At 69.9% G+C, this 19,164-nt stretch carries 13 protein-coding genes; 8 read left to right on the forward strand and 5 right to left on the reverse strand.

The features are described from left to right. Positions 1-86: 86 nt before the first annotated feature. From OHA03_RS02035 to OHA03_RS02050, 4 genes are all read right to left on the reverse strand, one after another. On the reverse strand, positions 87-2,534 hold the full coding sequence (locus tag OHA03_RS02035) for a SpoIIE family protein phosphatase (RefSeq protein WP_267000091.1): 2,448 nt from the start codon (positions 2,532-2,534) through the stop codon (positions 87-89). Positions 2,535-2,760: 226 nt separating this feature from the next. After that, positions 2,761-5,220, reverse strand: coding sequence for an MFS transporter (locus OHA03_RS02040; RefSeq protein ID WP_267000093.1), 2,460 nt, complete (start codon positions 5,218-5,220; stop codon positions 2,761-2,763). A 187-nt stretch (positions 5,221-5,407) separates the two neighbouring features. Then, positions 5,408-5,851 carry an SRPBCC family protein gene (locus OHA03_RS02045; protein WP_267000095.1) on the reverse strand — a complete coding sequence of 148 codons (444 nt, stop codon included), beginning with the start codon at positions 5,849-5,851 and terminating at the stop codon, positions 5,408-5,410. Between the two features lie 62 nt (positions 5,852-5,913). Further along, entirely contained in the window at positions 5,914-7,338 is a 1,425-nt protein-coding gene (locus OHA03_RS02050) for a recombinase family protein (protein ID WP_267000097.1), read from the reverse strand. Between the two features lie 197 nt (positions 7,339-7,535). Between OHA03_RS02050 and OHA03_RS02055 the strand changes: the two genes are divergently transcribed. After that, positions 7,536-9,134, forward strand: coding sequence for an alpha/beta hydrolase (locus tag OHA03_RS02055; RefSeq protein ID WP_267000099.1), 1,599 nt, complete (start codon positions 7,536-7,538; stop codon positions 9,132-9,134). Positions 9,135-9,207: 73 nt separating this feature from the next. Next, entirely contained in the window at positions 9,208-9,768 is a 561-nt protein-coding gene (locus tag OHA03_RS02060) for a GNAT family N-acetyltransferase (RefSeq protein ID WP_267000101.1), read from the forward strand. Here OHA03_RS02060 and OHA03_RS02065 read toward each other — a convergent pair. After that, on the reverse strand, positions 9,746-10,318 hold the full coding sequence (locus OHA03_RS02065; protein WP_267000104.1) for an adenylosuccinate lyase: 573 nt from the start codon (positions 10,316-10,318) through the stop codon (positions 9,746-9,748). The genes OHA03_RS02060 and OHA03_RS02065 overlap by 23 nt on opposite strands. Before the next feature lie 356 nt (positions 10,319-10,674). Here OHA03_RS02065 and OHA03_RS02070 point away from each other — a divergent pair, with 356 nt between their 5' ends. From OHA03_RS02070 to OHA03_RS02095, 6 genes are all read left to right on the forward strand, one after another. After that, entirely contained in the window at positions 10,675-12,456 is a 1,782-nt protein-coding gene (locus OHA03_RS02070) for a 3-hydroxyacyl-CoA dehydrogenase family protein (protein WP_267000106.1), read from the forward strand. Between the two features lie 199 nt (positions 12,457-12,655). Then, positions 12,656-13,474 (forward strand): TetR family transcriptional regulator, encoded by an 819-nt coding sequence (locus tag OHA03_RS02075; protein WP_093776216.1) that lies wholly within the window; start codon positions 12,656-12,658, stop codon positions 13,472-13,474. A gap of 137 nt (positions 13,475-13,611) precedes the next feature. Further along, a complete protein-coding gene (locus tag OHA03_RS02080) occupies positions 13,612-14,409 on the forward strand; it encodes a GNAT family N-acetyltransferase (protein ID WP_267000113.1) in 798 nt (265 codons plus the stop codon). A gap of 386 nt (positions 14,410-14,795) precedes the next feature. After that, the gene (gene ccrA / locus OHA03_RS02085) at positions 14,796-16,133 is read left to right on the forward strand and encodes a crotonyl-CoA carboxylase/reductase (protein ID WP_267000115.1); all 1,338 of its coding nucleotides are present in this window, start codon (positions 14,796-14,798) and stop codon (positions 16,131-16,133) included. A 1-nt stretch (position 16,134) separates the two neighbouring features. After that, a complete protein-coding gene (locus tag OHA03_RS02090) occupies positions 16,135-18,147 on the forward strand; it encodes a protein meaA (RefSeq protein WP_267000117.1) in 2,013 nt (670 codons plus the stop codon). Continuing rightward, the gene (locus tag OHA03_RS02095; RefSeq protein ID WP_267000119.1) at positions 18,144-19,163 is read left to right on the forward strand and encodes a CoA ester lyase; all 1,020 of its coding nucleotides are present in this window, start codon (positions 18,144-18,146) and stop codon (positions 19,161-19,163) included. The genes OHA03_RS02090 and OHA03_RS02095 overlap by 4 nt, the downstream gene beginning before the upstream one ends. Position 19,164: the final 1 nt, after the last annotated feature.

Genomic DNA, 19,164 nt, shown 5'->3' on the forward strand with positions numbered 1-19,164 from the left:
ATCCACCGCTGCTCAGCAACGGACTACCGCCCGGAGCGTCCCGGGGCAAGGGTGTGCGCATCATCCGTCGTCCGTGGCGGCGTCTTTCACCTGGTGTTCGACCGAGGGCGCGGGAAGCGGGTGAGTGCCTGTTCGAACCAGACGGTCTTGCCCCGTGCCGTGGTGCTCGTCCCCCACTCGCGGGCGAGGCCGCTCACCACCAGCAGTCCGCGGCCGAACTCGTCGTGGGCGGAGGCGTTGAGGAGCGCGGCCGGGGCCGGTTCGTCGTCGCTGACCTCGCAGAGCAGGGCGCCGGTCCGGACGAGGCGCAGCCCGATGTGGTGGGTGCGCCCGTGCTTCACGGCGTTGGTGACGAGTTCACTGACCATCAGTTCGGCCGACTCCACCGCCTCCGGCAGTTCCCAGTCGAGGAGCTTGCCGCGGACCAGCCGCCGGGCGCGGGCCACTTCGCGTGGGTCCAGGGCGAGTTGCCACTCGGCGACGTCGCCGTCCGGGATGCCGTTCAGCCGGGCCATCAGCAGTGCCACGTCGTCCTTGCGGCCGCCCTTCGGGTTCAGGGCGCGGATGATCGTGTCGCAGGCGTCGTCCATCGAGGCGGCGGGGTGCGCGGCGGAGGCGCAGAGTGCGGCGAGTCCCGCGCCGATGTCCTGGCCACGCACCTCGACCAGGCCGTCGGTGCACAGAACCAGCCGGTCGCCGGGCCGCACCTGCACGGTCGCGGTCTCGAAGGCGACACCGCCGACGCCGATGGGCGCACCGGTCGGCAGGTCGAGAAGCTCCGCCCGGCCGTCCTCAGCGCGGACCAGCACGGGCGGGATGTGCCCGGCGTTGGCGATCTGGAGCTCGGAGTGGATCGGGTCGTAGACGGCGTAGAGGCAGGTCGCCAGATACTGTTCACCGAGGCGCTGCGCCAGGTCGTCGAGGTTGCGCAGCAACTGGGCGGGCGGCATCTCCATGGTGGCCATCGTCAGTACGGCGGTGCGCAACTGACCCATCATCGCGGCCGAGTTGAGTCCGTGCCCCATGACGTCGCCGACGACGAGTGCGGTCCGGGAGCCGGGCAGTTTCACCGAGTCGAACCAGTCGCCGCCGATCCGGCCGAGCCGGGCGCCGGGCAGGTAGCGGGTGGCGATGTCGCAGCCCGCCATACGCGGTTCCACCTGGGGCAGCATGCTGTCCTGGAGGGTGTCGGCGACATTCTCCTGGTACGTGTACATGCGGGCGTTGTCGAGTACGAGCCCGGCACGGGCGGCGAGTTCGGCGCCCGTGGTGCGGTCCATGTCGTCGAAGGGCTCACGGCCGGGACGGCGCATCAGGACCATGAAGCCGAGCACCACGTCACGGGCCTTGAGCGGCACGATGAGCAGCGACCGGTGGGTGATCAGGGGACGCAGGTCGCGCTTCTCGAACTCGCCCGAGATCCGGTTGCTCATCTCCTCGCCGACGTACGGGATGAGGACCGGCTCACCGGTGACCATGCACTGGAAGAACGGTGTGTGCTCGGGGAAGGCGATGGACTCGCCGACCGGGACGGTGTCGTCCCAGCGGCCTGGTTCGTCGTTGTGTTCGACCCACACCCGGTGCCAGACGGTGGTGACGTCGGGCGGCCCGTCCGGGAAGCCCTCACCGGCGAGGACCGCGGCGCGCAGATGCGTACCCGCGAAGTCGGTGAAGCGGGGGACGGCGGCTCTGGTGACCTCGCGGATGGTGCGTTCGAGATCGAGGGAGGTGCCGATGCGGCCGCTGACCTCGTTGAGGAACTCCAGCCGTTCGCGGACCGCGCCGTATTCGAGGTCGAGTTCGGGACGCGGCACGGCGCGGGGTGCGTGCGAACCGTCGGCGGTGGCCTCCGGATCCCCGGCCGGACGGCGCGGCGTCCGGCGCGGCACACCCCAGTCGGGAGTGACCGGGACCCGGTCGCGGTGGCTGAACTCCAGGATCGGATAGCCCAGTTCGAGGACCTGCGAGACGATCCGGGTCGCCTGGTGGACGCTCATGTTGGGCAGGATCTCGGGGAGCCGGCCGGCCAGGTCCTGATAGCCGGGGAAGTCGGTGTGGAGTGCGAAGCCGGGGGCGATCGTCTCGCTGTCCCGGCTGCCGTTCGCATCGGCGTCGCGCAACTGCCCGGCGTCCGCGGCAAGTACGAGGAGCCGCTCGGGGCCGGGGCCGACCAGCGGGTAGGCCCACCACAGAACGTCGATCCGGCCGCGTCGAGGCTCGTCGACCCGGGCCCGTCCCGCCGCCGGATAGGCGACGCTCCCGCTGAGCGAACTGTCGAGTCCGTGGCCGAACCCGGCGTACGTACCGTCCGGCCCGGGCTCCCCGTCCTGCCGCAACGCCCCGGAGACCGGCAGGAGTTCACCGGCCGGGCAGCCGATGGCTTCCTCCCTGGCGACGCCGAAGAGCCGTCTGGCCCCGGTGGACCAGTGCGACACGAGTCCGGCCGCGTCGACGACGACCACGGCGAGCGGCACCCGTCCGGCAGTGGCGTCGCGCGACTGTGGTGCCCTCTGCGGCGGCACACCGAGGTCCATGGGTGGAAGGCTCCTTCCCTACCGCAAGGCTCTGCGGCATGTGACTCCACGGTACGGCTCCGGGTCCGGCCCTCGCCGGTCATCGGCGGAATCGACCCCAGGGGTGGTGCGCCCCGCGCGCCCCGCCGCGCACAACCGGGCAGGCGGGAGGCGCTCGGACAACCGGAACCGGAACCGGGTCCTGCCACCAGACCCTGGCCCAGGGCCGCGGCCCTGGCCCTCTCCGTCAGTCCTCGTGCCCGAGCTGGAGGTCGCGTTCGGTGCGTCCGCCGCCCGCGACCTGGAGGACGGTCGCCACTGGCGGATACCCGGCCGCGATCACCGTGTACTCGCCGGTCGACAGGTCCACGAAGCGGAACGCCCCGTCGGGCCCGGTGGTCAGGGTGTCGACGACATTGCCCGCCGCGTCGAGGAGCGTGACCCGGGCGTCCTCGACCGGCCGTCCGCCGCTCGCCCGTACGATGCCGCGCAGCACAGCGCCACCGGCCAGTTCGATGTCCTGCCGGGTCTCTCTTGCGGCCTGCACGCTGACCGGCAGCGCAGCGGGCCGGAAGGCGGGGGCGCTGGCGGCGAGGGTGTACTCGCCGGCCACCAACTCCGAGATCACATAGCCGCCCTCGCGACCGCTGCGGGTGGACGCGACGACCTCGCCGCGCACATCAGTGAGGGTGACGGCGGCGTCCCGCACCGGGATCCCGTCGGCCGTGACGACGGTCCCGGCGAGCCTGCCCGCGCCGCCGAGCACCACATCGAGCTCGACGGGCCGTTCGCCGACGGTGACGCTGACGGCCTGCGGCTGGTGCCCGCCGGCCGCCGCGATCAGGACGTAACTGCCGGAGCCCGGCACGCTCAGCGCGTACCGCCCGTCGTCACCGCTCGCGCCCCTTCCGACCTGCTGCCCCTGGACGTCGATGAGGGTGAGGGCGGCGCGCGGGACCTTCGAACCGTCGGCGTGCTGGACGCTGCCGCACACCGGCACGCCCGAGAGGTGGACGGGCGGCGGCGGGGCGGCGGTGGTACGTGCGCCGGGGATCGAGGCGGACTCGGCAGCTGAATCGGGGCTGTGGTGGGACACCAGCGGTTTCTCCTTGAGGAAGAAGGCGATGAAGAGGCCGAGCGCGAGCACCGGCACGAGGTAGAGGAAGATCCGGGGCATCGCGTCGGCGTACGCCTGGATATAGCTGTCGCGGAGCGCGGGCTCCATGGCATGGACCAGCTGCGGGGTGATCGACTCGGGGTCGGGGAGGTCGGCTCCGGACGGGAGGCGGACGGCGAGAGCGTCGGCGAGACGGCCCGCGAAGAGCGTCCCGAACACGGCGGCGCCGACGCTGCCGCCGATCTGCCGGAAGTAGTTGTTCGCGCTGGTGGCGGCGCCGAGGTCGGCGGGCGGTACGGAGTTCTGCACGGCCAGCACGAGCACCGGCATGATCAGGCCGATCCCGATGCCGAGCACGGCCTGCGCAATGCTGTACTCGAGGCGCGGAGTGTCGGTTTCGAGGCGCGAGAGCAGCCACATGCCGACCACCGAGATCGCACTGCCGAGGATCGGGTACACGCGGTAGCGGCCGGTACGGGAGATCAGCTGGCCGGAGACGACGGACGCCCCGACGATGCCGCCCATCATCGGGAGCATCAGCAGTCCCGATTCGGTGGCGGTGGCGCCGTCGACCATCTGCAGGAAGGTCGGCAGATAGCTGGCGGCGCCGAACAGGGCGACGCCGACGACCGCGCCGACGAGCGCGGTGACATTGAAGATCGAGTCGCGGAACAGCCGCAGCGGGATGACGGGTTCGGGGGCACGGCGCTCGACCACGAGGAAGAGCAGGGTCGTTCCGGCAGCTCCGGCGGCCAGCCCGAGGATGGTGCGCGAGCCCCAGGCGTACTCCGTGCCGCCCCAGCTGGTCAGCAGCACCACGCAGGTGGAGGCGGCGGCCAGCAGCAGGGCGCCGAGCACATCGAGGCGGGGCCGGACCGTGGGCTTGGGGAGCTTCAGTACGACGGTGATGACGGCGAGGGTGACCAGGCCGAACGGAACGTTGATGTAGAAGCACCAGCGCCAGGAGGCGTGGTCGGTGAAGAAGCCGCCGAGCAGCGGACCCGCGACGGACGCGAGACCGAACGCGGCACCGATCAGCCCCATGAAGCGGCCGCGCTCGCGAGGCGGTACGACGTCCGCGATGATCGCCTGGACCCCGATCATGAGTCCGCCGCCGCCGACGCCCTGGATGGCACGGAAGGCGATCAGTTCGTCCATGGTGCGGGACCAGCCGGCCAGCGCGGAGCCGACGACGAAGACGACGATCGCGAACTGGAAGACGCTCTTGCGGCCGAAGAGATCGCCGAGCTTGCCGTAGATCGGCAGTCCGATGGTGGAGGCGAGCAGATAGGCGGTGACCGCCCAGGACATCTTCTCCAGGCCGTGCAGCTCACCGACGATCTTGGGCAGTGCGGTGGCGACGATCATCTGGTCGAGCGCCGCGAGCAGCAGGGTGAGCATCAGCCCGAGGAAGACCAGCCGGATCCCTCGGGGGCTGATCTCCTGGGCGGCGGGATCCGTGGCGGTGGAAGCAGTTGAGGGCGATGTGGACGGGGGCTCGGTCGTCGCGCCGGGAGGGGCGGCCGTCTGCTCCCCGGCGCCGCCCGCACCGTCCGGCTCGTCCTTCACCAGAGTGATACCGCCCACCACGTGCCGCTCCCCTCGTCGCATCTGCGCCGCCCATTTCTCGCATTGCGCGACATAGAGAGGCAAACGCGACGGGGGGCGCTGACGGCGCACTCGGGGGGCTTATGCCCCGGTGGGAGCCACTACGGCGCGCAACTGGCGGGCCGGGAAAACCACCCGAACCGGTGAGGCCGGTCAGGGATGCCCGGTGCTACTTCTCGACCTCGGTGGCGAGGTTCTGCAGCAGCTCGTCGTAGATGCGCCCAAGTCCCTTGGGCGCAAAGGTCTTCTCGAAGAATCCGCCGATGCCGCCCGCACCGTTCCAGACGGTCGACACGACAGCCTTGGACTTGCCCTCGCCGGACGGAGTGACGGTCCAGGTGGTGACCATCGACGAGTTGCGGTCCTTCTCGACGAGCTGACCTTCCGTCGGCTCACTGACCTCCAGCAGACAGTCGCGGATCCGTTTGCTGGTGGCCTGAAGCTTCCAGTGGACGAGCGTGCCCTCGCCGTCACCGCCCTCGCGCACCTCGTACTCACTGAATTGACCGGGCAGCACCTTGCCCCGGACCTCCTTGTAGTCGGCCAGCGCGTCGAACACCGTTTCCGCGTCCGCCGCGATGATCCGCTCTGTCGTGGCCTCGACCTGCGCCATGGCTGCTCCTCCACCACTCGGTTGTTCGGGGTGTGCTGAGCCAATCACTTCGGGCACTCCGCTCAAAATCGGGCCTCGATCTTGACCGACCGCGGGTCGAAGGCCCGGCGGCCCGGTCCCGCCGGATGGATGGTGATGGTGATGAGCGTGTCCACCACAGCCCGTTTGCGGTCCAGGACCAGCCCCTGCCACTCCGTCACAACATCGTCAGCTGTCACGAGGTCGGCCAGGATGGACGCCCGCTGCGGGTGCGCCATCTTGGCCTCGGTCTCCGCCAGACGCCCCCGGATGCGCCGTGCCGCCCGTTTGAAGTCCTGCGGGTCCGCCTCGTCATCATCCGCGAACGCGTCCGCCAGACCGTCCAGACGCGCCCTCAGCGTCGCGGCAGTGCGCTTGAGGTCTTCAGCGTCCGGCCTGTCGCTGTCCACCAGCAGCGCCGCAGCATCCGGCCGCATGAGGAGTTGCAGCACGACCCCCAGCGGCTCGCCCGGCTCCGTGCCGGCAATCAGCTGGTCGATCGGCTCCGCCAGTCGCGCAACGTGCTTCACCCTCCGGCACCGGTAGATGCGGTTCTCGCCGGGGCCGTTCTTCGAGTCGCGCTGAGCACTGGTCATCGTCGTGCCATCGGCACACACGCCACACAAAGCGATACCGGAGAGCAGCCAGCGCCGTGCGGGCCCTGGTGACGTCCGGCGCGCTTCGTCCGTGAGGATGGCCACTGCCTCCCGCCAGGTCACCTCATCGACAACCGTCGGCCACGTCCCTGCATACGTCTCGCCACGGTACTCGCGCAGACCGGCCACACGTTCGTTCAGAAGCAGTCCGCGTACCGCGTTATGCGACCAGGGCTTGCCGTTGCGGTTCCCTACCTTGCGTTCGTTCAGCCCGGCTGCGATACCGGAAACGGTCGCCCCGGCAAGCAGCTGTTCGAACATCCCACGTATTTCCCACGCTTCGGAGTGGACCAGCTCGCTGCCGTCCGGCGTGTATCCGAAGCAACGGGGCCCCGTGGGCGCCACACCGCGCTCAATGCGCTGCAGCGTCTCGCGCTGCTGGCGCTCTGCCATCTGCTCGACTTCGAACGTGTCCACTTCACCGAGGACACCTGCGAGCATGCGACCCGACGCCGTCGACAGGTTCAATTCAGGTCCCTTGACACACAGGACGCTGACGTTGTGCTTGCGCAGAATTTCCATTCCCTCGGCGCGCTCGCGCCGGTTGCGCCACAGCCGGGACAGGTACGTCACCAGGATGACGTCAATCTCGCCCCGTTTCACCGCCTCCATCAACCGCCCGTAAGCCTCCCGAGGTTTCCCATGGGAGGCGCTCAGATCGTTGTCGACATAACGATGATGGGCGGCGACAGGAATGCCGCGTGCCATGGCCAACTCGTCGGTGTCTTCGCGCTGCCTGGTCACGCCATCTTCTCCGGACTCTTCGTCCTTGCTGATCCGGAGGTACAGCCCGCCTGCACGAAATAGAGTCACAGGAAGCAGTATAGATACAGTGCAGCTTCACCCTGACAGTTGCGAAGCAACACGTTCGACGTCCCCAGACAACCCGCATCTATCTGACCAAATGGGTCAAGTCTCATCAGAACATGTCCTTCCGTGTCCGAATGTGGGGAGCATGCGGCGGGGGCTGCACCACCCGCAGCCGCGTTCCCTCCACCACGGGAGGCCATATGACGAATCGTTCAGGAATTCTGTTCGCCATCGGTGCGACAGTCGCCGGTCTGCTGACCGGCGTTCCTTCCCCGGCGAGAGCCGACGGAGTCGCGCCGCCTGCCGCGCAGCTCACATGGACCGGCTGCGCCACGAAGTCGTATCCGACGCTGCAGTGCTCAACCGTGCGCGCCCCGCTCAATCATGACGACCCGTCGGGCAGGAGCATCACCCTCGCCCTGTCTCGGATCCCGCACACCGCGAAGACGTCGCAGGGCCCCCTGCTCGTCAACCCCGGCGGCCCCGGCGGCAGCGGGCTGACGATGGCCGGCTACGTGGCGGCCTCGCTGCCGAAGGAGACCGCCGCACAGTACGACGTGATCGGGTTCGACCCGCGCGGGGTCGGGAAGAGCTCCCCGGCACTGAACTGTGTACCGAAATACTTCGAGCCGCTGCGCCCCGACCCGGTGCCGCTGGACCTCCGGACCGAGCAGGCCAACCGCGACCGCGCCGCGTCCTTCGCCGCCGCGTGCGGCGCGAAGTACCCCGATCTGCTGCCGTACATGGACACGGTGAGCACCGCCAAGGATCTCGATGTGATCCGGCAGGCCCTCGGCTCCCCACAGATCAACTACTTCGGATACTCGTACGGCACCTATCTGGGCGCGGTGTACGCCAAGCTGTTCCCGCAGCGGGTACGGCGTCTGGTGCTCGACTCGAACGTCGACCCGGACGGGGTCTGGTACGACGACAACATCGGCCAGGACTACGCGTTCGACGCCCGCCAGAAGGCGTTCGCCGCCTGGATCGCGAAGCACAACTCGACGTACGGACTGGGCAGCGACCCGGCGAAGGTCGAGGCTGCCTGGTACGCGATGAGCGAAGCGGTCAGGAAGGAACCCGCGGGCGGCACGGTCGGCATGAGCGAGCTGCAGGACACGTTCCTGCCGGGTGGCTACAACAACGGGTACTGGCCCTACCTGGCCGATACGTTCGCCTCGTACGTGAACCACCAGGACCAGGACGCGTTGGTCCGCGCGTACAAGAAGCTCGGCGCCGTCGACGACAAGGGCGACAACGGCTACTCGGTCTACGCGGCCGTGCAGTGCCACGACGCCGAGTGGACACGCGACTGGAACACCTGGCGCAGCGAGAGCTGGAAGGTGCACAGCAAGGCACCCTTCTACGCCTGGAACAACACCTGGTACAACGCGCCGTGCGCATCCTGGCCGGTGGAGCCGCTCAACCCGGTACGGGTCTCCAACGACGCGCTCCCGCCGGTGCTGCTCTTCCAGGCCACGGAGGATGCGGCCACGCCGTACGAGGGCGGGGTCACCCTGCATCGCAAACTCCGCGGCTCCAGCCTGGTCGTCGAACAGGGCGGCGGCAACCACGGCATCACACTGAGCGGCAACAAATGTCTGGACAGGTACTTGGTGGACTACCTCGACAAGGGCACCGTCCCGCGCGGCAACGGCAGCAGCGCCGACGCGGACGCGGTCTGCCCGAAGTCGCCCGACCCGGAGCCGCCGGCCGCCGGGGCATCGGCGAAGACGCTGCGGAGCCCGACGGCGGACGGAGGCGGCGCACTGCACGGGATGCTCGGCTTCCGCAGCTGAGGGGAGAGGGGCCGGACTCCGGCCGCCGGGAGCCGAGCGCACGCCCTCGGGGGCGTACGCCACCATGGTCCGTATGACGACACGGCCCACCGCGTACGCCCCCGACCTGTCCGTCAGATCCATGACCATCGACGACTGCGAGGCCGTCGCTACGATCCGGGTGCGCGGCTGGCAGGCCGCGTACACCGGGCTGATCCCGCAGGCGTATCTGGACGCGATGGACATCGCCGAGGACGCGCAGCGGCGGCGCGGCTTCTTCGCCGAACGCAACACGGTCGTCAATGTGGTGACCGAGCGGCCTGGCCCGGGTGTGATCGGCTGGGCCTGTTACGGCCCGTACCGCGCGGACGGCAGGCGGCTCGCCCGCGGCGAGTTGTACGCCATCTATGTGCTGCCCGAGCAACGCGGGACCGGGGTCGGCCGCGCCCTGATGACGGAGATCCTGGCGCGCTCCGCCGCGGACGGGTTTCCCGATCTGTCGCTCTGGGTCCTCAAGGAGAACGCACCGGCCCGCCGCTTCTACGAGCGTGCGGGCTTCGCTCCGGACGGCGCCGAGGAACCGTTCCAGGTCGGCGGCGTCCTCGTGCCCGAGGTGCGTTACGTACGCCCTCTCAGCCCGCCGGCAGCCGGCTGATCGCCTCCTCGGCCGCGCCGCCGAGCCTCGGGTGCGGCAGCGCCGCCTGCAGGACCGGGCGGGCCTGTGCGTCGCCGAGCTGCCCCAGCCCCTCCACACAGGCCAGCGCGACCCGCCAGTGCGGCTCGTCCGGTGCCAGCAGCCGTTCCAGGGTGCTGATCAGCGTCGGGACGGACTCGGGGGCCCGCAGGGCGGTGAGCAGCCGCACCGGATGCAGGGCGTAGGCGGTGCGCAGGGTGTTGGTCGCGAGGGCGGCGGCGGCCCGGGGCGTGCGCGGGTCGCCTAGGCGCACCAGAGCATGGGCGGCGGAGACACAGCGCTCCGGTTCGCGGTGGTTGAGCAGCAGGACCAGCGCCTCGAAGGCCCGTCTGTCGCCGCCGCAGCCGAGCCGGAACGCGGCGATCTCGCGCGCCCAGAGCGGGCGTTCGCGTTCCACGAGGACCCGGGCCAGCTCCTCGTCGTCCTCGGTGGCGAGCAGTCTGCGGTACGCCGCCGACTCCCCCGCCTCGTCTCCCAGCCGGTCGGCCAGCGACCGGAACTCCTCGTCCATGACCGTCAGCGTATCGGCGGACACGGCGAGTGTGAGCGGGCACACAACAACTCGGGGCTGGCGCGCTCGTTACTCGCCGGTTAACCTCATATGAGCGGGACACACTCCCCGCCGACTCCAGTGGCCTGGTGACGCAGCCACCCGGAGTGCTTGTCGGTTCGGCAGCTTTGCGAGACGTGACTCCGGGACAGAGTCCGTCACCCCCATCCCGGTCCGGGTGTGTTCGGTACACCCCCGGCCCCGAGCACCACGACATGCAGTTTCCGCACGCCATGCGCCGGTCGGGCCCCACGGCCCCACCAGATCCGTGCGCGTCGTGCGCCCACACAGTCGTCACTCATCCCTGGAGTCCCGTGATGGACACCCCGCTCTCCACCATTGCCGTCGTCGGCCTCGGCACCATGGGCACCGGCATCGCCGAGGTCCTCGCCCGGGCCGGCCGCGAGGTCATCGGTATCGACATCAGCGAGGCGGCCGCGCGTCAGGCCGTTGCCGCCCTCGAAGCCTCCACCGCCCGCGCAGTGCAGAAGGGGCGGATCACCGAGGGCGAGCGGCACGACGTCCTCGCCAGGTTCCGTACCTTCTCCGATCTGCAGGCCGCCGCGGACGCGCAGCTCGTCATCGAGGTCGTGCCCGAGTCGTACGAGATCAAGCAGCAGCTCTTCCGGGAGCTCGACGCGATCACCTCCCCCACCGCGATCCTGGCGACCGGCACCAACGCCCTGTCGGTGACCCGGCTGGCCGCCGAGTCGCAGCACCCCGAGCGCGTGATCGGTCTGCACTTCTTCAACCCGGCGCCCGCGATGAAGCTGGTCGAGGTGGTCTCCTCGGTGCTGACCGCGCCGCCGGCCGTCGAGGCGGTCACCACGCTCGCCCGTGAGCTGGGCAAGGAGCCGGTCGCGGTGGGCGACCGGCCGGGGTTCGTCGCCGACGGGCTGCTGTTCGGCTACCTGAACCAGGCCGCCGCGATGTACGAGGCGAGCTACGCCTCCCGTGAGGACATCGACGCGGCCATGAAGCTGGGCTGCGGGCTGCCCATGGGCCCGCTCGCCCTGCTCGATCTGATCGGGGTCGACACCGCCCGTACCGTCCTGGAGGCGATGTACTCCGAGTCGCACGACCGGCTGCACGCCCCTGCGCCGATCCTCAAGCAGCTCAGCGAGGCCGGGCTGACCGGCCGCAAGTCGGGCCGTGGCTTCTACACGTATGCGGCGCCGGGCAGCCAGACCGTGGTGCCGGACGCGAAGACGCCGCAGGAGAGCACCGGAGCGACGGCCGGGCGCACCGTGCGGTCGGTGGGTGTCGCCGGCTCCGGGACGATGGCCTCGGGCATCGCGGAGGTCTTCGCGAAGGCCGGTTACGACGTGGTGCTCGCCGCGCGCAGCCAGGAGAAGGCCGACACGGCGAGGGGCCGGATCGCCAAGTCGCTGGAGCGTTCCGTCACCAAGGGGCGGCTGACGGCCGAGGCGAGGGACGAGACCCTCGCCCGCATCACCGCGGCCGGTTCGCTGGACTCGTTCGACGACGTCGATCTCGCGGTCGAGGCGGTCGCCGAGGACCTGGCGGTCAAGCAGCAGCTGTTCGCCACGCTCGACAAGGTCTGCAAGCCGGGTGCGGTGCTCGCCACCACCACGTCGTCGCTGCCGGTCGTGGCGTGCGCACGGGCCACCTCGCGTCCGCAGGACGTCATCGGGATGCACTTCTTCAACCCGGCGCCCGCGATGAAACTGGTCGAGGTGGTCCGTACGGTGCTCACCGACGACGACGTCCACGCCACCGTCCGTGAGGTGTGCGGGAAGATCCGCAAGCACCCGGTGGACTGCGCGGACCGGGCCGGTTTCATCGTCAACGCGCTGCTGTTCCCGTACCTCAACAACGCGATCAAGATGGTCGGGGAGCACTACGCGAGCCTCGACGACATCGACGCCGCGATGAAGCTGGGCGGCGGCTACCCGATGGGTCCGTTCGAGCTCCTCGACGTCGTCGGGCTCGATGTCTCGCTCGCCATCGAGAAGGTGCTGCACGGCGAGTTCCGCGACCCGGGTCTGGCCCCGGCGCCGCTGCTGGAGCACCTGGTGGCCGCCGGCTGCCTCGGCCGCAAGACGGGGCGCGGCTTCCGCGAATATGCCCGGCGCTGAGGGCCGGCGGGCTCCTGCCCGGCCGGCCGGGCATCCGGCCGGGCGGGACCGCCCGGCCGACCCCCCGCCGGTTCCCGGGCCGGGAGCCGGCTGGGGAGGGCTGCTCGATCCGCCGCCACCGCCTTCGGCGTGGGAGGCGCCGCCCGGCGGCCCGCCCCCGCAGGCGCGCTCTCCTGCGCCGATGCAGTACGTTCACACCATGTCCCAGCCCGCCAGGTCCCCCCGTGTCTCCACCGCACCCGACGCCCCGGAGAGTGCCGCAGGCACGCGCGCCGCCGCCCAACGGCTCAAGATGCGCCGCGAACTGGCCGCCGCAGCGATGGAGCTCTTCGCCACGAAGGGGTACGAGGCGACGACGGTCGACGAGATCGCGGGCGCCGCGGGCGTCGCCCGGCGGACCTTCTTCCGGCACTTCCGCTCCAAGGAAGAGGCGATCTTCCCGGACCACGACGACACCCTCGTCCGGGCCGAGGCCGTCCTCAATGCCGCCCCCGCGCACGAGCACCCGCTCGACACCGTCTGCCGCGGCATCAAGGAAGTCATGAAGATGTACGCGGCGAAGCCCGCGGTCTCCGTGGCCCGCTACAAGCTGACCCGTGAGGTCCCCACCCTGCGGGAGGCCGAGATCGCCTCGGTGGCCCGCTACGAGCGGCTGTTCACGCGCTATCTGCTGGGCCATTTCGACGAGCGCGACCACCACGTCGGCAATGACGATCCGCTGCTGGCGGAGGTCGCGGCGTCCGCCGTCGTCACCGCGCACAACCATGTGCTGCGCCGCTGGCTGCGGGCGGGCGGCCAAGGTGACGTGGAGGCCCAGCTCGACCACGCGTTCGCCATCGTCCGGGACACGTTCGGGACCGGTATCGGCGCGGGCCGGATCGCCGGGACCGAGCCCGCGTCCCCGCCGGCCGCCGCTTCCGTGAGCACGGAGGGTGAGGTGCTGGTCGCGGTGGCGCGCACCGACGCACCGCTCGACGAAGTGATGCGCACGATCCAGCAGGCACTCAAGGACCACTGAGCGGGAGCCTGCCGGCCGAACCGCTCCGTCGACCCCCGCATGCCGGACGGGCTCGCTGTCGAAGCCCGTCCGGCATACGCGTGCCCGGGCGCCGAAACCTGGTTGCAGCCCGTACACGCCGGTGTTGTGGTGGGCGCATGACTCCTGATCACGACGCCCTGCTGTCCCTCTTCGACCACGAGATGCGCGAGCATGCCCGACCCGACGGCCCCCGTGTGCGCGTCGAGCGCACCGCCGATGTCGTACGTCAGGTCGGCGCGGCCGACGACTGGAACGGCGTGGTCTGGTCGGCGCCGGATCTGGACGCCGTCCGGGCGGACGCGGCGATCGCGGCTCAGGTGGAACGCTTCACCGCGCTCGGCCTCGACGAGTTCGAGTGGAAGCTGTACGCGCACGACCGGCCGGCGGACCTGGGGCAGCGGCTGCGGGCGGCCGGCTTCGTCGCGGAGGAGCCGGAGACCCTGCTGATCGCTCCGGTCGCGGACCTCCCGACCGCAGTGGAGCTCCCCGAGGCCGTCCGGCTGCGTACGGTGACCGATGCGGCCGATGTGGAGCTGATGGCCCGGGCCCATGAGCGGGCGTTCGGCTCGGACTGGTCGCGGCTGCGGCATCAGGTGCTGGCCCGGCTGACCGAGGCCCCGGACAGCTTCGTCGGGGTGCTGGCCATGGTGGGCGACGAGCCGGTGAGCTCGGCCCGCATGGAGCTGTACCCCGGCACCGGCTTCGCGGGGCTCTGGGGCGGCGGGACGGTCGAGCCGTGGCGCGGGAAGGGCATCTACCGGGCGCTGGTGGCCTTCCGTGCCGCGATCGCCACCGAGCGTGGCTACACATATCTGCAGGTCGACGCGACCGACCAGAGCCGTCCGATCCTCCAGCGGCTCGGATTCACCGCGCTGAGCACCACCACGCCGTATGTCCACCGCCGCACGACCTGACCTCACCGAGCAGGACAGAACAACCCGAACCACCTCTCATGTTGCTCATCCGTGCCGGGCGGATGACATGTGAGAGAAATTATTGGCACCCAGTGCCTTGCCAGGTGTCACGGAGTGCCATACGTTGAAGTTGTCCGGGCGGCCGGCGTGCAGAGACCTCACGTACGCCGGCTGTCCCCGCAAGCCATGTGCCTGCGCGCCCGGACGCCTGCGTCACAGGCAAACCCTTCTGCTCCACCAGAGCAGGCCGAAGCCTTACCAGCCGAACCGACGGCAGCACCTCCACAACGCACCCCACCCCCGCAGGGACCCTCAGGCGTCCCTCGAGCATTCCCCGCGTACCCGGCCCCGGCCGAGCAGGGGAGACACCATCCCGGAGGCACACCGTGAAGGAAATCCTGGACGCGATCCAATCGCAGGACAGTACGGCAGCAGATTTCGCGGCCCTGTCCATCCCTGAGTCGTACCGCGCGGTGACCGTGCACAAGGACGAGACGGAGATGTTCGCCGGGCTCGCCTCCCGCGACAAGGACCCCCGCAAGTCGCTGCACCTCGACGACGTCCCGGTGCCCGAGCTCGGGCCCGGCGAGGCACTGGTCGCCGTCATGGCCAGCTCGGTGAATTACAACTCGGTCTGGACCTCGATCTTCGAGCCGATGTCCACCTTCGGCTTCCTGGAGCGCTACGGGAAGCTCAGCGAGCTCACCAAGCGCCACGACCTGCCGTACCACGTCATCGGCTCCGACCTGGCGGGCGTCGTCCTGCGCACCGGCCCCGGCGTCAACGCCTGGCACCCCGGCGACGAGGTCGTCGCGCACTGCCTCTCGGTCGAACTGGAGTCCTCGGACGGCCACAACGACACGATGCTCGACCCCGAGCAGCGGATCTGGGGCTTCGAGACCAACTTCGGCGGTCTCGCCGAGATCGCGCTCGTCAAGTCCAATCAGCTGATGCCGAAGCCGGAGCACCTGAGCTGGGAGGAGGCCGCCGCACCCGGCCTGGTCAACTCCACCGCCTACCGCCAGCTCGTCTCGCGCAACGGCGCCGGCATGAAGCAGGGCGACAACGTGCTGATCTGGGGGGCCAGCGGCGGACTCGGTTCGTACGCCACGCAGTTCGCGCTGGCCGGTGGCGCCAACCCGATCTGCATCGTCTCCAGCGAGCAGAAGGCGGAAATCTGCCGGAAGATGGGCGCAGAGGCGATCATCGACCGCAACGCCGAGGGCTACAAGTTCTGGAAGGACGAGCACAACCAGGACCCGCGCGAGTGGAAGCGGTTCGGCAAGCGCATCCGTGAGCTGACCGGCGGCGAGGACGTGGACATCGTCTTCGAGCACCCGGGCCGCGAGACGTTCGGCGCCTCGGTGTACGTGACCCGCAAGGGCGGCACGATCGTCACCTGCGCCTCCACGTCGGGCTACAACCACGAGTACGACAACCGCTACCTGTGGATGTCGCTGAAGAAGATCGTGGGCTCGCACTTCGCCAACTACCGCGAGGCGTGGGAGGCCAACAGGCTGATCGCCAAGGGCAAGATCCACCCGACGCTGTCGAAGGTCTACTCCCTGGAGGAGACCGGCCAGGCCGCGTACGACGTGCACCGCAACCTCCACCAGGGCAAGGTCGGCGTGCTCGCACTGGCCCCCCGCGAGGGTATGGGCGTGCGCAACGAGGAGCTGCGCGAGCAGCACATCGACGCCATCAATCGCTTCCGGGACGTCTGACATGAGCGGGCGTCAGAAGGACCGCCCGTGGCTCATGCGGACGTACGCCGGCCACTCGACCGCCGAAGCGTCCAACGAGCTCTACCGGCGCAACCTCGCCAAGGGCCAGACCGGTCTGTCGGTCGCCTTCGACCTGCCGACCCAGACGGGTTACGACCCCGACCACATCCTCGCCCGCGGCGAGGTCGGCCGGGTCGGCGTGCCCGTCTCGCACCTCGGTGACATGCGGCGGCTGTTCCAGGACATCCCGCTGGAGCAGATGAACACCTCGATGACGATCAACGCCACCGCGATGTGGCTGCTGGCGCTCTATCAGGTGGTCGCCGAGGAGCAGGGCGCCGACGCCACGAAGCTCCAGGGCACGACGCAGAACGACATCGTCAAGGAGTACCTCTCGCGCGGGACGCATGTCTTCCCGCCCGTTCCCTCGCTGCGGCTGACCACCGACATGATCACGTACACGGTCAACCACATACCGAAGTGGAACCCGATCAACATCTGCAGCTATCACCTGCAGGAGGCGGGGGCCACTCCGGTCCAGGAGATCGCGTACGCCATGTCGACGGCGATCGCCGTGCTCGACGCGGTCCGTGACTCCGGACAGGTGCCCGAGGAGAAGTTCGGCGATGTCGTCGCCCGTATCTCCTTCTTCGTGAACGCGGGCGTCCGCTTCATCGAGGAGATGTGCAAGATGCGCGCCTTCGGCCGCATCTGGGACCAGGTCACCCGCGAGCGCTACGGCATCACCGACGCCAAGCAGCGCCGGTTCCGCTACGGCGTCCAGGTCAACTCTCTCGGCCTGACCGAGGCGCAGCCGGAGAACAACGTCCAGCGCATCGTCCTGGAGATGCTGGCGGTCACCCTCTCCAAGGACGCCCGCGCCCGGGCCGTCCAGCTGCCCGCCTGGAACGAGGCGCTGGGGCTCCCCCGGCCCTGGGACCAGCAGTGGTCGCTCCGGATCCAGCAGGTCCTCGCGCACGAGAGCGATCTGCTGGAGTACGAGGACATCTTCGCGGGTTCGCATGTGATCGAGGCCAAGGTGGATGCCCTGGTCACCGAGTCGCTCGCGGAGATCGACCGGATCCAGCAGATGGGCGGCGCCATGGCGGCCGTCGAGTCCGGCTACCTCAAGTCGGAGCTGGTCTCCTCGCACGCGCAGCGGCGGGCCCGCATCGAGGGCGGCGAGGAGAAGATCGTCGGCGTCAACATCTACGAGACGACCGAGCCGAACCCGCTCACCGCGGACCTCGACGGCGCGATCATGACGGTCGACCCGGCCAACGAGGCCAGGGTGGTCGCGGCGCTCCACGAGTGGCGCGACAACCGTGACGAGGCCCGCGCCTCCGAGGCACTGGCGGCGCTGAAGAAGGCCGCGGCCGGCACCGACAACATGATGGAAGCGACCGTGGAGTGCGCCCGCGCGGGTGTCACCACCGGCGAGTGGTCGTGGGCGCTGCGCGATGTGTTCGGCGAGTTCCGGGCCCCGACGGGGGTCTCGTCCGCACCGGTCGCGGTGACCGCGGAGGCGGGCACGCCGCTCGCCCTGGTCCGCGAGAAGGTCGCCCGCACCGCCGGCGACCTCGGCACCGGACGGCTGCGGCTGCTGGTCGGCAAGCCGGGCCTGGACGGGCACTCCAACGGCGCCGAGCAGATCGCCGTACGGGCCCGTGACGCCGGGTTCGAGGTCGTCTACCAGGGGATCCGACTGACCCCCGAACAGATCGTCTCGGCCGCGCTCGCCGAGGACGTGCACTGCGTCGGTCTGTCGATCCTGTCCGGCTCGCACGCCGAGCTGGTGCCGGACGTGCTGAACCGGCTGCGCGAAGCTGGCGCCAACGACATACCCGTCATCGCGGGCGGGATCATTCCCCCCGCCGACGCCACCGCGCTGATCGAGGCGGGCGTCGCCGCCGTATTCACCCCGAAGGACTTCGGCATCACGGAGATCATCGGCCGTATCGTCGACGAGATCCGGAAAGCGAACAAGCTCGACCCTCTGGAGGTCCCCGCATGACCCAGCCTGCCCACCCGTCTCCCGCCACCACCCTTGCAGGGAGCGGCTCCGCCGCGCACATCTCGAACCGTCTGCGTCCGCGCCGCTCCTGCCTGGCTGTGCCGGGCTCGAACCCGCGGTTCCTGGAGAAGGCCCAGGGCCTCCCGGCCGACCAGGTCTTCCTGGACCTCGAGGACGCCTGCGCCCCGCTCGCCAAGGAGGGCGCCCGGCACCACATCGTCGACGCGCTGAACAACGGCGACTGGACGGGCAAGACCCGGGTCGTGCGCGTGAACGACTGGACGACGCACTGGACGTACCGCGATGTGATCACGGTGGTCGAGGGTGCCGGCCAGAACCTCGACTGCATCATGCTGCCGAAGGTCCAGGACGCCCAGCAGGTCATCGCCCTCGATCTGCTGCTCACCCAGATCGAGAAGACCATGGGCTTCGAGGTCGGGAAGATCGGCATCGAGGCACAGATCGAGAACGCCAAGGGCCTGGTGAACATCGACGACATCGCCGCCGCCTCGCCGCGCCTGGAGACGCTGATCTTCGGCCCGGCCGACTTCATGGCGTCGATCAACATGAAGACCCTGGTCGTCGGCCAGCAGCCGCCCGGCTACGGCGCGGACGCGTACCACTACATCCTCATGCGCATCCTGATGGCGGCGCGTACGCACGACCTCCAGGCGATCGACGGTCCCTTCCTGCAGATCCGTGACGTGGACGCGTACCGCGAGGTCGCGGGCCGTGCGGCGGCACTCGGCTTCGACGGCAAGTGGGTGCTGCACCCCGGCCAGGTCGACGCGGCCAACGAGGTGTTCTCGCCGTCGCAGGAGGACTACGACCACGCCGAGCTGATCCTCGACGCGTACGAGTGGTGCACCTCGGAGGCGGGCGGCAAGAAGGGTTCGGCGATGCTCGGCGACGAGATGATCGACGAGGCGAGCCGGAAGATGGCCCTGGTCATCGCGGGCAAGGGCCGCGCGGCCGGTATGCAGCGCACCTCCAAGTTCGAAGCTCCGGAGGCCTGAC

It is taken from the genome of Streptomyces sp. NBC_00154 (assembly GCF_026342835.1).
Taxonomy (GTDB): Bacteria; Actinomycetota; Actinomycetes; order Streptomycetales; family Streptomycetaceae; genus Streptomyces.

Bases quoted from the DNA above. Each gene is read 5' to 3' on its own strand.
- OHA03_RS02035 (WP_267000091.1), bottom strand. From the start codon at position 2,534: ATGGACCTCGGTGTGCCGCCGCAGAGGGCACCACAGTCGCGCGACGCC.
- OHA03_RS02045 (WP_267000095.1), bottom strand. From the start codon at position 5,851: ATGGCGCAGGTCGAGGCCACGACAGAGCGGATCATCGCGGCGGACGCG.
- OHA03_RS02055 (WP_267000099.1), top strand. From the start codon at position 7,536: ATGACGAATCGTTCAGGAATTCTGTTCGCCATCGGTGCGACAGTCGCC.
- OHA03_RS02060 (WP_267000101.1), top strand. From the start codon at position 9,208: ATGACGACACGGCCCACCGCGTACGCCCCCGACCTGTCCGTCAGATCC.
- OHA03_RS02065 (WP_267000104.1), bottom strand. From the start codon at position 10,318: ATGGACGAGGAGTTCCGGTCGCTGGCCGACCGGCTGGGAGACGAGGCG.
- OHA03_RS02070 (WP_267000106.1), top strand. From the start codon at position 10,675: ATGGACACCCCGCTCTCCACCATTGCCGTCGTCGGCCTCGGCACCATG.
- OHA03_RS02075 (WP_093776216.1), top strand. From the start codon at position 12,656: ATGTCCCAGCCCGCCAGGTCCCCCCGTGTCTCCACCGCACCCGACGCC.
- OHA03_RS02080 (WP_267000113.1), top strand. From the start codon at position 13,612: ATGACTCCTGATCACGACGCCCTGCTGTCCCTCTTCGACCACGAGATG.
- OHA03_RS02090 (WP_267000117.1), top strand. From the start codon at position 16,135: ATGAGCGGGCGTCAGAAGGACCGCCCGTGGCTCATGCGGACGTACGCC.
- OHA03_RS02095 (WP_267000119.1), top strand. From the start codon at position 18,144: ATGACCCAGCCTGCCCACCCGTCTCCCGCCACCACCCTTGCAGGGAGC.